This window comes from Thioalkalivibrio sp. ALMg11 (genome assembly GCF_000377905.1).
Classification (GTDB): Bacteria; Pseudomonadota; Gammaproteobacteria; order Ectothiorhodospirales; family Ectothiorhodospiraceae; genus Thioalkalivibrio.
This window is the reverse complement of the sequence record NZ_KB898873.1, coordinates 101,455-115,422: the sequence shown is the minus strand read 5'-3', so window position 1 is coordinate 115,422 and position 13,968 is coordinate 101,455. Positions and strand designations below refer to the sequence as shown.

General features: G+C 67.6%; 7 protein-coding genes and 1 tRNA gene. 1 reads left to right on the top strand and 7 read right to left on the bottom strand.

What is annotated here, in order from left to right; all coding sequences use genetic code 11:
- Positions 1 to 43: 43 nt before the first annotated feature.
- The 7 genes from D578_RS0105680 to aroB all read right to left on the bottom strand — a co-directional run bounded on the left by D578_RS0105680 (position 44) and on the right by aroB (position 13,537).
- Positions 44 to 120 (bottom strand) — tRNA-Ile (locus D578_RS0105680).
- A gap of 110 nt (positions 121 to 230) precedes the next feature.
- Entirely contained in the window at positions 231 to 2,153 is a 1,923-nt protein-coding gene (gene rpoD / locus D578_RS0105675; RefSeq protein WP_018948998.1) for an RNA polymerase sigma factor RpoD, read from the bottom strand.
- A gap of 217 nt (positions 2,154 to 2,370) precedes the next feature.
- Positions 2,371 to 4,137, bottom strand: coding sequence for a DNA primase (gene dnaG / locus D578_RS0105670; RefSeq protein ID WP_018948997.1), 1,767 nt, complete (start codon positions 4,135 to 4,137; stop codon positions 2,371 to 2,373).
- 288 nt (positions 4,138 to 4,425) lie between these two features.
- Positions 4,426 to 8,889, bottom strand: coding sequence for a glutamate synthase large subunit (gene gltB / locus D578_RS0105665; RefSeq protein ID WP_018948996.1), 4,464 nt, complete (start codon positions 8,887 to 8,889; stop codon positions 4,426 to 4,428).
- A gap of 508 nt (positions 8,890 to 9,397) precedes the next feature.
- A complete protein-coding gene (locus D578_RS0105660) occupies positions 9,398 to 11,242 on the bottom strand; it encodes an SPOR domain-containing protein (RefSeq protein ID WP_018948995.1) in 1,845 nt (614 codons plus the stop codon).
- A gap of 11 nt (positions 11,243 to 11,253) precedes the next feature.
- Positions 11,254 to 12,423: a deoxyguanosinetriphosphate triphosphohydrolase gene (locus D578_RS0105655; RefSeq protein WP_018948994.1), complete on the bottom strand. Its 1,170-nt coding sequence runs from the start codon at positions 12,421 to 12,423 to the stop codon at positions 11,254 to 11,256.
- Positions 12,424 to 12,427: 4 nt separating this feature from the next.
- Positions 12,428 to 13,537: a 3-dehydroquinate synthase gene (gene aroB / locus D578_RS0105650; protein WP_018948993.1), complete on the bottom strand. Its 1,110-nt coding sequence runs from the start codon at positions 13,535 to 13,537 to the stop codon at positions 12,428 to 12,430.
- Between the two features lie 180 nt (positions 13,538 to 13,717).
- Here aroB and rpsU point away from each other — a divergent pair, with 180 nt between their 5' ends.
- Positions 13,718 to 13,933 carry a 30S ribosomal protein S21 gene (gene rpsU / locus D578_RS0105645; protein ID WP_018144550.1) on the top strand — a complete coding sequence of 72 codons (216 nt, stop codon included), beginning with the start codon at positions 13,718 to 13,720 and terminating at the stop codon, positions 13,931 to 13,933.
- Positions 13,934 to 13,968 lie beyond the last annotated feature (35 nt).

Here is a 13,968-nt window from a genome sequence, read left to right as displayed (position 1 = left end):
GGACAGAAGGAGGTTCCGGATTATCGGTAAGTGTCTGTTTTTATGGTGGGCCCGGCTGGACTCGAACCAGCGACCAAGGGATTATGAGTCCCCTGCTCTAACCAACTGAGCTACAGGCCCGTGCTCGGGAGCGTTTGCGCGGTGCGCAAACAAATGCGGCGCCATTCTACCCCCAAGGGGGTTGGCGCCGCAGCGTGGTGCGAGGGTCGGCCGTGCGGCCGGGACGCCGGTTACTCGGCGTCGGTGTAGGTGCGCAGCAGTTCGGCGCGGGTCGGGTGGCGCAGCTTGCGCAGGGCCTTGGCCTCGATCTGGCGGATGCGCTCGCGGGTGACGTCGAACTGCTTGCCGACTTCCTCGAGGGTGTGGTCGGTGTTCATGTCGATGCCGAAGCGCATGCGCAGGACCTTGGCCTCACGCGGGGTCAGCGTGGACAGGATCTCGCGGGTGGCCTCGGTGAGGCTTTCCTGTGCGGCGGAGTCGGACGGCGAGGCGACCTTCTCGTCTTCGATGAAGTCGCCCAGATGGGAGTCTTCGTCGTCGCCGATCGGGGTCTCCATGGAGATCGGTTCCTTGGAGATCTTGAGCACCTTGCGGATCTTGTCCTCAGGCATCTCCATGCGCTCGGCCAGCTCTTCCGGAGTGGCCTCGCGACCCATCTCCTGCAGCATCTGGCGGGAGACGCGGTTGAGCTTGTTGATGGTCTCGATCATGTGCACCGGGATGCGGATGGTGCGCGCCTGGTCCGCAATGGAGCGGGTGATCGCCTGGCGAATCCACCAGGTGGCGTAGGTCGAGAATTTGTAGCCGCGGCGGTATTCGAACTTGTCCACGGCCTTCATCAGGCCGATGTTGCCTTCCTGGATCAGGTCGAGGAACTGCAGGCCGCGGTTGGTGTACTTCTTGGCGATGGAGATCACCAAGCGTAGGTTGGCCTCGACCATCTCTTTCTTGGCGCGACGGGCCTTGGCCTCGCCGATGGACATGCGGCGGTTGATCTCCTTGATCTCGGCGATGTTCAGGCTGGCTTCGCGCTCGATCTCGGCCAGCTTCTTCTGCAGGCGCACGATCTCTTCTTCGTGCTGGGCTAGGGCGTTGGTGTACTTGCCCTTGGCCTTGCAGGCTTCCTTGATCCAGTCGAGATTGGTCTCGTTCTTGGGGAAGCTGTCGATGAAGGCCTTGCGCGGCATCTGGGCCTGCTCGACGGCCAGCGCCATGATGCGGCGCTCGTGGCGGCGGACCTGATTGATGCTGCCGTGCAGCTGGGTGGTCAGCTGGTCGAGCACGCGCGGGATCAGCTTGAACTCCATGAAGTACTTGGCGGTGGCCTCGCGCGCCATGGCGTAGGCCTCGCGGTTGCCCTTCTCGAAGGCCTTGTGCGCCTTGGCGTGCAGCTTGCGCAGCTTCTCGAAGCGCTCGCGCGCCTCTTCCGGATCCGGGCCGGTGTCGACCGGCTCGGCGGCTTCTTCGTCTTCCTCGGCGTCTTCGACCTCGTCGACGATGGCATCCAGCTCGGCGCTGGCCTGCTGTTCGGCGGCGGCTGCGGCGGCCGCCGCGGCCGCGGCCTTCTGCTCGTCCTGGGCCTTCTGTGCCTGTTCCGGCGTGACCAGCCCGCGGGCCAGGGCCTCGCCATCGGCGTGGTTGTTGGGGTCGATAAAGGAGGTCACCAGGTCGGTCAGGCGGCCATTGTTCTCGACGATCCGGTCGTAATCACGGATCAGTCGCTCGATCGCGCCCGGGTGATGGGCCAGCGCGAACAGGACCTGCATCAGGCCCTCTTCGATGCGCTTGGCGATGCGGATCTCGCCTTCGCGGGTCAACAGCTCGACCGTGCCCATCTCGCGCATGTACATGCGCACGGGGTCGGTGGTGCGGCCGAAATCGCTGTCGGCGGAGGCGAGCGCCGCCACGGCGTCCTCGGCGTCGTCGTCGGCAGAGACCGAACCGTCGGACAGCAGAAGGCTGTCGGCGTCCGGGGCCTGCTCATGCACCGCGATGCCCATGTCGTTGATCATCGCAATGATGTCCTCGACCTGGTCGGAGTCGATGATCGAGTCGGGCAGGTGGTCGTTTACCTCGGTATACGTGAGGTATCCCTGCTCCTTGCCCTTGGCAATCAGGTCCTTGAGCTGGGATTGCTGCTCTTCACGATTCATTGCGGTCGTACTCCGAGGTGCTTGTTTGAGCCGTGGCAACACGGTTCAAGGAAAATGGGGCGCAGAAAAATCAATCCTGTATTGTAGCAGAAGAATCTTATATTGCCGGTGGCCTGACTGATTTTCGGGCCAAGGCTGGGTCGCGACCCGGCCTTGGGACGACCTCCTTGACCGTTATATTGAGGGCGAATCCGGGCGTTTCAAGCCCCCGGCGGTGCTACTTGGGTACGTCGAACCGCTGTACCTGCTGGGTCAGACGGGCGAGCTCGGCGCGTTGTTCCGTTCCGAGTTCGGAACCGGGGCGAGTCAGTTCACGAATTCGCGATCGATAGTGCTGACGCAGGAGCTGGCGGGCGCAGTCCAGCGCCGTCTGGTGAGTGACCGCCGGCTCCCCGTCGTTGAGCTCCTGGTGGGCCAGGGCCATGAGCCGCTGAAAGTGGCGCTGGTCGCGAAAGCGCTCCAGCAGGCCGGCCGTATGGCGTCCAGGGCTCTCGTCCAGGGCCGCGAGGACATTACGCAGGGTCTCGGCGGCAGCTCCGGGCAGCTCGACGACTTGGCGGAACTCGGGCTGTGACCAGTCCAGCTCCGGGTGTTGCAGGACGCGGGCGAGCAGGGCGCCCCACAAGGTCGGGGCACTCTCGCCGCTCGCGGGCGTAGCCGGGAGCTCGTGGCCCGGGCCGGGTTCGGGGCTGCGGACAGGCTGGGGGGGCTGTTCCGACAGGACCTGTTCCAGGCGCTCGGGGCTCAGTCCGGTTTCCTGTCCGATGCGCTCTACGAGCTGGTCACGAAACAGCGGATCGCGGGCGGTGGCGACCAGCTTCATCGCGGCGTGGGCGAAGCGGGTGCGGCCTTCGGCGGTGTCGGTCGGGTGCTCCTCGCGCTGCAGGCGCATCAGGGTCTCGGACAGGGGCAGGGCGCCGGCCAGGCGTTCCTCCCAGCCGGCCAGGCCATCGCGCAGGACCAGGCTGTCGGGGTCGTCGCCCTCCGGCAGGAACAGCACGCGCACCTCGCGCAGGCCCTGGATCGCCGGCAGGGCCTCGCCCAGCGAGCGCCAGGCGGCGCGGCGGCCGGCGGCGTCGCCGTCGAAGCACAGGGTGATGCGCGAGACCTGGCGGAACAGGCTGTCCAGGTGGGCGCGGGTGAGCGCAGTGCCCATGCAGGCCACCGCGCGGTGGAACCCGGCGCGCGCCAGGCCGACCACATCCATGTAGCCCTCGACGACCACGATGTCGTCCAGCCGGGTGCCGGCCTTGCGCGCCTCGAACAGGCCATAGATGACCTGGCCCTTGTGGAAGACCTCGCTCTCTGGGCTGTTCAGGTACTTCGGCTCGCCGTCCTCGATCAGGCGCCCGCCGAAACCGGTGATGCGCCCGCGCCGGTCGCGGATCGGGAACATGATGCGGGAGCGGAAGCGCTCGCGAATACCGCCGTCGTCGCGCCGGGCGGCCAGACCGGCGTCCACCATCTGCTGTGGAGTGAAGCGCGGCTTGAGCGCTTCGATCAGTCCGGAGGGCGGGGCCCAGCCAATCTGGTAGTTGCGGGCGGTGGCACCGTCGATGCCGCGGTTTTTCAGGTACTCGACCGCCTTGGGGGTCTGGCGCAGTTGCTGTACGTACCACTCGGCGGCCGCGTCCAGCGCGTCATATAGCGGGGCATGGGCCTCACGCCGGTCGTCATCCCCGGCCTCGCGCGGAACCTCGAGACCGGCCTGCTCGGCCAGTTGCTCGACCGCCTCGGGGAAGCTCAGGTTCTCGTACTCCATGAGGAAGCTGACGGCCGTGCCGTGGGCCCCGCAGCCGAAGCAGTGATAGAACTGCTTCTGCGGGGAGACGTAAAACGATGGCGTCTTCTCGCCATGGAACGGGCAGCAGGCCGCGAACTCGCGCCCGGCCTTCTTCAGGCTGACGCGACGCTGGATCACCTCGACGATGTCGCTGCGCTCGAGCAGATCGTCGATGAATGCCTGGGGGATGAGGCCTGCCATGGGGTCGCTGCGCGTTCCTCTAGGGTCGTGCCGGTGGTGGGGTTCGCATGATAGCCCGGAGGGCCCGGTAGCCGTCAGGGCATCGATCCCTTCACGTCAGTGCGAGCCCCCAAAACCCCGTCATTGCGAGCGCCTCGAAGCAATCGCTTGATGCGGGCAAACGGGTGGGGATCGGGTGGTTGGCCCTGGAGATTGCTTCGCTGCGCTTGCAATGACGGGAGTTTCGGGGCGGCGCAAACAAAACGGGCCCCGTAAGGGGCCCGAATCGCGGTGCCGCCGGGTGGCGGGTCAGGCGGCCTGGCGCAGGTTGGCCAGCAGGCCCCGGAGTTCGGAGGCCTTGGGCTTCACCAGCCAGAACGAGCCCTGGTAGTCGTCGAAGCGTTCCAGGATCTCGCGGCCCCAGGCGCTGTCGGTCTCGTGCACGAATTCCGTGACGAGCTCCTCCAGGTAGTTCCGGTGCGCCTCCATCTCCTCGGTGTCGAGGCGGTGCAGGTCGATCAGCTCATTGTTGATGCGGTCCGGGAAGTCGTTCTCCCGGTCCAGCACGAACGCGAAGCCGCCGGTCATGCCCGCGCCGAAGTTGATGCCGGTATTGCCCAGCACCACCATCACGCCGCCGGTCATGTACTCGCAACCGTGGTCGCCGATGCCTTCCACCACGGCGATCGCGCCGGAGTTGCGCACGCCGAAGCGCTCGCCACACTGGCCGGCCGCGAACAGCTTGCCGCCGGTCGCGCCATACAGGCAGGTGTTGCCCATGATGGTGGTGTCCTGGCTGGCGAAGCTGGAGCCCTCCGGCGGACGGATTACCAGCTTGCCGCCGGTCATGCCCTTGCCGACGTAGTCGTTGGCGTCGCCTTCCAGGTAGAGGTAAAGGCCTCCGGCGTTCCAGACGCCGAAGCTCTGCCCGGCCGTGCCCTTCATGCGCACGGTGATCGCGGCGTCCGCCATGCCCTGGTTGCCGTGGCGCTTGGCGATCTCGCCGGACAGCCGCGCGCCAATCGAGCGGTCGGTGTTGGCGACGTCGAAGTGGTATTCGCCACCGGCCTTGCTCTCGATGGCCTGGAGCATCTCCGCGACCATTTTTTCGGCCAGCTCGCCCTTGTCGAACGGCTCGTTCTTCGGCGCCTTGCAGAAGCGCGGCTTGTCGGCCAGGTCGCCGCTGGCCAGCAGGCCGTTCAGGTCCAGGTGCTGCTGCTTGGGCGTCTCGCCCGGCAGGATCTCCAGCAGGTCGGTGCGGCCGATCAGGTCGGTCAGGCTGCGCACGCCCAGCTTTGCCATCCACTCGCGGGTCTCGCGGGCGACGAACTGGAAGTAGTGCATGACCATCTCGGGCAGCCCGATGAAGTGGTTCATGCGCAGCACCTTGTCCTGCGTGGCCACGCCTGTTGCGCAGTTGTTCAGGTGGCAGATGCGCAGGTACTTGCAGCCCAGCGCCACCATCGGGCCGGTGCCGAAGCCGAAGCTCTCGGCGCCGAGGATCGCGGCCTTGATCACGTCCAGACCGGTCTTCAGGCCGCCGTCGGTCTGCAGGCGCACCTTGTCGCGGAGGTCGTTGCCGCGCAGGGTCGCGTGGGTCTCGGACAGGCCCAGCTCCCACGGGGTGCCGGCGTACTTCACCGAGGTTAGCGGGCTGGCGCCGGTGCCGCCGTCATAGCCAGAGATGGTGATCAGGTCGGCGTAGGCCTTGGCCACGCCGGCGGCGATGGTGCCGACCCCGGCCTCGGAGACCAGCTTCACCGAGACCAGCGCATCCGGGTTGACCTGCTTGAGGTCGAAGATCAGCTGCGCCAGGTCCTCGATGGAGTAGATGTCGTGGTGCGGCGGCGGCGAGATCAGGGCCACGCCGGCATTCGAGAAGCGCAGCTCCGCGATCATCTTGTTGACCTTGTGGCCCGGCAGCTGGCCGCCCTCGCCGGGCTTGGCGCCCTGGGCGACCTTGATCTGCAGGACCTCGGCGTTGACCAGGTAGTGCGGGGTCACGCCGAAGCGGCCGGAGGCCACCTGCTTGATCTTGGACATGCGCTCGGTGCCGTAGCGGGAGACGGCCTCGCCGCCCTCGCCGGAGTTGGAGCGCCCGCCGAGGCGGTTCATCGCGGTGGCCAAAGCCTCGTGGGCCTCCGGCGACAGCGCGCCCAGGCTCATGCCGGCGGAGTCGAAGCGCGGCAGGATGTCGGCCTCGGGCTCGACCGCTTCGAGGTCGATCGGCTCGATGTCGTCGCGCACCTTGAGCAGGTCGCGCAGGACGGTCACCGGGCGCTGGTTCACCAGATCCGCGTATTCCTTGTAGATCCCGTAGTCGCCGGATTGCACCGCGCGGTGCAGGGTCTGGATTACGTCCGGGTTGTAGGCGTGGTACTCGCCGCCGTGGACGTATTTCAGCAGACCGCCCTGGCCGGCGCTCTTGCGCGGGTTCCAGGCGCGCTTGGACAGCGTTTCCAGATCCGCCTGGATGTCGGCGAAGCGGGTGCCCTGGATGCGGCTGGTCGTGCCCTTGAAGCAGGTCTCCACGATCCCGTTGGACAGGCCGACGATCTCGAACAGCTGCGCGCCGCGGTAGCTGGCGATGGTGGAGATGCCCATCTTGGACAGGATCTTGAACAGGCCCTTGTTGATGCCGCGGCGGTAGTTCTGGGCGAGGGTCAGCGGGTCCGCGTTCGGGATCTCGCCGGACTGGCACATGCCGTGCAGCGCGGAGTAGGCCAGGTACGGATAGATCGCGGTGGCGCCATAGCCCAGCAACACCGCGAAGTGGTGCGGGTCGCGCACGGTGGCAGTCTCGGCGACGATATTGGCGTCGGTGCGCAGCTTGGCGCGGATCAGGGCATGGTGAACCGCGCCCACGGCCAGCGCGGCCGGGATCGGGCGGCGTTCCGGGTCGATGCCGCGGTCCGACAGGACCAGCACCACGGCACCGTCGCGCACGGCCTCGACCGCGTGGTCGGTCAGGGCCTTCACGGCGTCTTCCAGCGAGCCGGAGTGGACGTCGTAGTTGAGGTCCATGCGCTCGACGCGGAAGGCGTCCTCGGTCTGGTTGCACAGCTCGCGGAACTTGGCCTCGGACAGAACCGGGGAGTCGGACACCAGGCGGTGGGCGTGGTCCGGGGTCTCCTCGAACAGATTCTGTTCGCGGCCGAAGCAGGTCTCCAGCGACATCACGATGCTTTCGCGTAGCGGGTCGATCGCCGGGTTGGTGACCTGGGCGAACTGCTGGCGGAAGTAGTCGTACAGTGAACGGGTGTGACCGGAGAGCACTGCGAACGGGGTGTCGTCACCCATGGAGCCCACGGCCTCCTGGCCGGCCTCGGCCAGCACACGCAGGATCTGGTCGCGCTCCTCGAAGGTTACGTCGAACAGCTTTTCGTAGGTCTCCAGGCGCTCGGGTGGCATCGGCTCGCCGGAGAACAACTGGTTGTCGTCCAGCTGGCTCTTCAGGTGCTTCACCTGGGCGCGCAGCCACTGGCGGTAGGGCTGGCGGGTGCGGTTGATGCGGTCGACGTCCTCGGGCTGCAGCAGCTCGCCGGACTCGGTGTCCACGGCCAGCATCTGCCCGGGCTTCAGGCGGCCCTTGGCGACCACGTCCTCGGGGGCGTAGTCGTACACGCCGATCTCCGAGGCCAGGGTGATGTGGCGGTCCTTGGTAATCACGTAGCGCGCCGGGCGCAGGCCGTTGCGGTCCAGGGTGCAGGCGGCGTAGCGGCCGTCGGTCAGCACGATGCCGGCCGGGCCGTCCCAGGGCTCCATGTGCATGGAGTTGTATTCGTAGAACGCGCGCAGGTCGGAGTCCATGTGCGCGACGTTCTGCCACGCCGGCGGGACCAGCAGGCGCATTGCGCGGAACAGGTCCATGCCGCCGGCCAGCAGCACCTCCAGCATGTTGTCCAGGCTCTGCGAGTCGGAGCCTTCCAGGTTCACCAGCGGTTCCAGTTCGGCCAGCTCCGGCAGCTTCTCGGTGGCGAACTTGTGCTGGCGCGCGATTGCCCAGTTACGGTTGCCCTGCACGGTGTTGATCTCGCCGTTGTGGGCGAGGAAGCGGAACGGCTGCGCCAGGCCCCACTGCGGGAAGGTGTTGGTGGAGAAGCGCTGGTGGAACACGCAGATCGCGGTCTCCAGTTCCGTGCGCTTCAGGTCCGGGTAGAACACCGGCAGGTTGGCCGGCATCACCAGGCCCTTGTAGGAGAGCACTTGCGCCGACAGGCTGGGCACGTAGAACACCGGGTCGTCGCCCATCGCGATCTCGGCGCGGCGACGTACCACGAACAGCGCGCGCTCGAAGTCGTCCGCGTCCATCCCCGCCGGGGCGTTGATGAACAGTTGCAGGATGTGTGGCTGGCTTTTCAGGGCCTCGGCGCCGCAGGCGTCTTCCGGGTTGACCGGAACTTCGCGCCAGCCGGCAAGCTTCAGCGGGCCGCGCTCGATCGCGCCTTCCACGGCGGCACGGGTCTCGGCGATCTTTGCCGGGTTGAGGAACACGATGCCGGCGGCGAAGCGCTCGGTCAGGTCGATGCCGGACTCGCCCGCCAGGGTGCGCAGGAAGGCCTCGGGGGCCTTCATCAGCAGGCCGCAACCGTCGCCGGTCTTGCCGTCGGCGGCGATCGCGCCACGGTGGGTCATGCGTTCCAGGGCCTTGATCGCGGTGTCCACCACCCAGTGGCTGGCTACGCCGTCCATGTGCGCAATGAGGCCGAAGCCGCAGTTGTCGCGCTCGAATGCGGGGCGGTAGAGGGTGCCGTTCAGTTGGTTCTGTCGCATCAATCAACTCCGGTCGCAGCGCGCGGGGCCGTACGCGGGCGCGGTACGTTGGTCAGGGCCGTCCCTGGAAAAAGAACACGGAAAAAGGCGCAGGAATATAGCCGAACCGTCATTCTCCCGGCAAACCGGGGCCGGTCAAGTAGGCACGGCGGGGGCGCAGGTTAAGGTCCGGCAGGGCGGGTCACCACGGGGCGCGCGAAGGGGCGAAGAAGGTCAAGGGCGGGTGAACCACAGAGGGCACGGAAAAAACGGAAGAAGGGTTCCCAGGGGGCGGTAGGATGTGATGAGCGGAGCGTCATCCCGCGGCGGCGAGGTTCCCGGATCGATGCGTTTCGCTTTGCTCAACAGCATCCTGCTCCCTGCGGAGTCGAACCGCGGGAGGTCAGCCATCCAGGGGCGATTGCGGAGGGGGCGTTCCAATCAGGAATTACCTTCCCTCTCCGTGCCCTCTGTGGTGCATCGCCCTTGAACTTTTTCGCGCGCTTTGGGGTGGACGCAGGTGGCCGGATCAGTCGCGGACGGCGTTCTGGACCGAGCCGATGGAGCGGATCCAGGGTTCGTCGCTGCGCACGGCGGCTGGCAGGTCTTCCGCGGCGCGCTGGGCGGCCGCTCGGTCGGGGAAGACCCCGGCCAGGATCACCACGAATTCGCGGTTGTTGACCTGCGTGGGGATGTAGCGGATGCCGCCCAGGTCGTGCTGATCGGCATAGGCCCGTGCGGCCCCCATGTTCGGCGCGGCCAGCAGCTGGATGGTTGTGGCGCCGCCGTCCTGGTCGTTCAACCAGGCGCGGTCGTTGCGCAGGCGTCCGGCGTCGGCGTCCTCTGCGGCCGGTTCTTCGGTGGCGGGTTCCGGCTCGGGCGCAGGTGTCGGTTCCGGCGCGAGCTCGGGCTCCGGAGTGGTTTCGGGCTCGGGCTCGGGCTCGGAGGCGGGCTCCGGCTCCACGGCTTCCGCGGGCGTTTCGGGTTCGGGCTCGCCCGGGGTCGGGGTAGCGGTCTCCGGCTCGGTCGGTTCGGCCTCGGCCGGAGGCGGCAAGTCCAGTGGATCGGCCACGGCGACTTCGTCGTCGGTGGTGGGCCCCGGCCCCTCGGGCGCGGGTTCCGGCTCGGCCTCGGTGATGCGCGGCTCGGGCAGGGGCAGTTCGATGATCTCGCTGTCGGTCGGCGCGGGTTCCGTCTCCAGTAGTTGCCAGGCGACCGGGGCGGCGATGCCCAGGGCCACGGTGATGGCTACTGCCGGGACGAACCAGCGCTGGTTCCAGAATGCGACGTTTTCCGCCGCCGGCGGCTCCGGGATGCGGTCGTCGGCGTCGATGCCGCCCGGCTCGCCCGTTGGCGCATCGGTGGCTGCCTCGCGGGGCGGGTCGGGCGTCGGATTGGACGCGGCGAGGGCCTCGGCCGCCGGGGTGAAGTGGTCGTCGTCCGGGTCGCGGCTGGCGCGGATGGTCGGCTCTGGGGGCGTCTCGCTCGCCGGCTCGGCCTCGCGGGTGGAGGGGGTGAGCGCGGGCTCCCCCTCTTGCGGTTCCATGTCGGCGTCTGCCTCGGCCGCGTCGCCTGCGGCTACCCCCGGGGCAGTGCTGCCCGCGGCACCGGCCCGGCGCTCGCTGCGGCACTGGCGTTCGAGGAAGCTGTTGGCCTCGCGGTTGAGGTTGCCGGGCAGGCCCTGACTGGTGGTCTGCAGGTGATGGATGGCGTCTGCATCCAGCAGGCGATCGGGGTCGGCCAGGCCCGCGGCCTGCAGGCGGTGGCGCAGGTAGGCCGCGGTCTGCTCCAGGTTGAACGCGCGGAGGCTGACGCGAGTGACCTGGTCCTCGTCGGAGGGGTCGGGCAGGTAAAGGCGGCGGCGCAGTAGCCCACTGGAACCGACCAGGATGATGCGCGGGGCGCGGCCCTGCCTGGCAAGGATTTCGCTGCGCATGCGCATCAGGTTGTTGACGATGTCGGTGCCGACCAGGTGCGCGTCATCCATCGCGATAACCGGGTCGACGCCTTCGGCGACGCGGTCGCCGAGGAGTTCGGTCAGAGGGCGATCGGGATCGTCCGCGTTCTGCGAGCGCAGGTAATTGCGGATGGTGTTGTCCACCGACTCGAACTGGGTGTTGATGCGCGCACGGAAGGCGATCAGCTCGAACGGATCGGGCAGCATCGCCAGCAGTCGCATTAGCTGGAGGCTGCGGCCGGAACCGTTCTCGCCGGTCATCAGCACGACTGCGCCGGGGCCGTTCAGGGCAGCCCGCGCGGACTCGAGCAGGCCATCCAGCAGCGGGTCGCTGTAGATGAAGGTCTCGTCGGGCGCGTCGTCAAACGGCGGCGCGTGCAGGCCGAGGTGTTCCAGGCATTGTTCGGAAAGCGCCATCGAATTCCTTTTCAGGTCAGCGTGCCCAGGTCGAACAGGCGGTGGTGTTCACGGATGGCGTGGCGGTCGGTCATGCCGGCAATGTAGTCGGCGATGGCGCGTTGCGGCCCGTGCGCGTCGTGGGTGGCCATCTCGTCGGCATGCCGCTGGTAGTGCTCGGGCATCAGGCGTGGCTCCGACTCGAACGCGGCAAACAGATCGTGGATCAGCTGGCGGGCCTTGTGCATTACCCCGTGGACCTGGTGGTGATGGTAGAGGTTTTCGCGCAGGAAGCCCTTGAGCTCGCGCGCCTGTTCCGCCATCTGCGGGCTGAAACGGATCAGTGCCTCGCCGGCGCGGCGCACGTCGTCGGGGGTTTGCGGGCGCTGGTGGTCGATCGCGGCCTGGCTGGTCTCGATCAGGTCGCCGACCAGGGCGTCGATCATGCGCCGGACGGTCTCGTGCTGGATGCGACGCGGGTCCAGGTTCGGATACCGGGCCTGGACCGTCTCGCGGCAGTCGCGGAACAGGGTGACCTCGGCGAGGCGGTCCATGGTGAGCAGCCCGGAGCGCAGGCCGTCATCGACGTCGTGATTGTTGTAGGCGATTTCGTCGGCGACGTTCGCGAGCTGGGCCTCGAGGCTCGGCTGTTCCTTCTGCAGGAAACGCACCCCGATCTCGCCCAGCTGGCGCGCCTTCTCGGGTGCGCAGTGCTTGAGGATGCCCTCGCGGGTCTCGTAGGTGAGGTTGAGGCCGTCGAAGTCGGCGTAGTGGCGCTCCAGCAGGTCGACGATGCGCAGCGACTGCAGATTGTGCTCGAAGCCGCCGTGCTCGCGCATGCAGGCATTCAGCGCGTGCTGTCCGGCATGCCCGAAGGGGGTGTGGCCGAGATCGTGCGCCAGCGCGACGGCCTCGGTCAGGTCCTCGTTCAGTTGCAGGGCGCGCGCGATGGAGCGCCCGATCTGCGCGACCTCCAGCGAATGGGTCAGGCGGTTGCGGAACAGGTCGCCCTCGTGGCTGATGAAGACCTGGGTCTTGTACTCCAGCCGGCGAAAGGCGCTGGAATGCACGATGCGGTCGCGGTCGCGCTGGAAGTCGCTGCGGTGACGCGGCGCGGCCTCGGCCTGGGCGCGGCCGCGCGAACGTGCGGGGTCGCAGGCGTAGGGCGCCAGGCCCGGTGCGGCGGCGTTGGGGGTGGCCATGGTTTCAGGCGACACGGGCATGCTCGTGCAGGGTGTCGTCCAGGGCGTCCTGATCGAACGCGTCGGTGAGGACGGCTTCGCCAATGCCGCGCAGCAGGACCAGGCGCAGGCGGCCGCTGGCCACCTTCTTGTCGATTGCCATCAGTTCGCGGAAGCGGTCCGGGGTCACCGCCCCCGGCGGTTCCAGGGCCAGGCCGGCGCGCTGGATCAGGGCCTCGGCGCGTTCACGACCAGCGGTATCCAGCCAGCCCATGCGTTCGGACATGCGTGCGGCCATGGCCATGCCGGTGCCTACGGCCTCGCCATGCAGCCAGGCGCCGTAGCCCATGCCGGCCTCGATCGCGTGGCCGAAGGTGTGGCCCAGGTTCAGCAGGGCGCGGATACCGCCCTCGCGCTCGTCGGCGGCGACGATCTCGGCTTTGCAGGCGCAGGAGCGACGGATAGCGTAGGCCAGCGGCTCGGGTTCCAGTGTGCGCAGGGCGTCGATGTGTTCCTCCAGCCAAGCGAAGAACTCGGCGTCGCGGATCAGGCCGTACTTGATCACCTCGGCCAGGCCCGCCTGCAGCTCGCGCTGGGGCAGGGTCTTGAGGGTGTCGGTGTCGATGACGACGGCGCGTGGTTGATGGAAGGCGCCGATCATGTTCTTGCCCAGCGGATGATTGACACCGGTCTTGCCGCCAACCGAGGAGTCGACTTGGGCGAGCAGGGTGGTTGGAATCTGAACGAAGTCGATACCGCGCTGGTAGACCGCGGCCGCAAACCCGGCGATATCCCCGACCACCCCGCCGCCCAGGGCGACGATGCGGCTGCCGCGATCCAGGCGCGCCTCCAGCAGCCGGGTCAGGATGGTCTCCGCGGTCGCGAGGGTCTTGTGCTGTTCGCCGTCGGGCAGTTCGATCCATAGCGGTTCCCCGCTGATGTCACATGCAGCGAGGTTCCGGCGCAGGGTGTCGCCGTACAGTGGACCGACCGTGGTGTTGGTCACCACGGCGACGCGCCGGCCGTGCAGCGCCGGGCGGAGCCGCTCCGGTTCGGTCAGCATGCCCGGCCCGATGTGGATCGGGTAGCCGCGTTCGCCCAGTTCTACGTTGAGACTTTCCATGCCCGTCATCATAGCGTGCGGGCCGACGGCGGCGTAAGCCGGGCATTCCGTATGGTGCGGATCGTTTCACGGACTTTTGCAATTGGCGCCGGTTGGATTACCATAGGGAGTTCTGCATGGTCGCCCGGAGTGTCTGGCGGCCGGTTTTGTTATTTTTGATCGAGATGATCCTGCATCCGTTTCGGAGATTGTATGCCGCACGTACGAATTCGTGAGAATGAGCCCTTCGAGGTCGCCCTGCGCCGTTTCAAGCGCACCTGCGAGAAAGCCGGCGTGGTCGCGGAAGTCCGCCGCCGTGAGTACTACGAGAAGCCGACCACCGAGCGCAAGCGTAAGGCCGCTGCCGCGGTGAAGCGTCAGCTCAAGAAGAATTCCCGCGACATGACCCGCCGGGTGCGTCTGTACTGAACCCCGTCCGGGTGTCTGCCCGGACCCGAGGACCC

Coding starts and splice junctions, on each gene's coding strand:
- rpoD (WP_018948998.1), bottom strand. CDS start 2,153: ATGAATCGTGAAGAGCAGCAATCCCAGCTCAAGGACCTGATTGCCAAG.
- dnaG (WP_018948997.1), bottom strand. CDS start 4,137: ATGGCAGGCCTCATCCCCCAGGCATTCATCGACGATCTGCTCGAGCGC.
- gltB (WP_018948996.1), bottom strand. CDS start 8,889: ATGCGACAGAACCAACTGAACGGCACCCTCTACCGCCCCGCATTCGAG.
- D578_RS0105660 (WP_018948995.1), bottom strand. CDS start 11,242: ATGGCGCTTTCCGAACAATGCCTGGAACACCTCGGCCTGCACGCGCCG.
- D578_RS0105655 (WP_018948994.1), bottom strand. CDS start 12,423: ATGGCCACCCCCAACGCCGCCGCACCGGGCCTGGCGCCCTACGCCTGC.
- aroB (WP_018948993.1), bottom strand. CDS start 13,537: ATGATGACGGGCATGGAAAGTCTCAACGTAGAACTGGGCGAACGCGGC.
- rpsU (WP_018144550.1), top strand. CDS start 13,718: ATGCCGCACGTACGAATTCGTGAGAATGAGCCCTTCGAGGTCGCCCTG.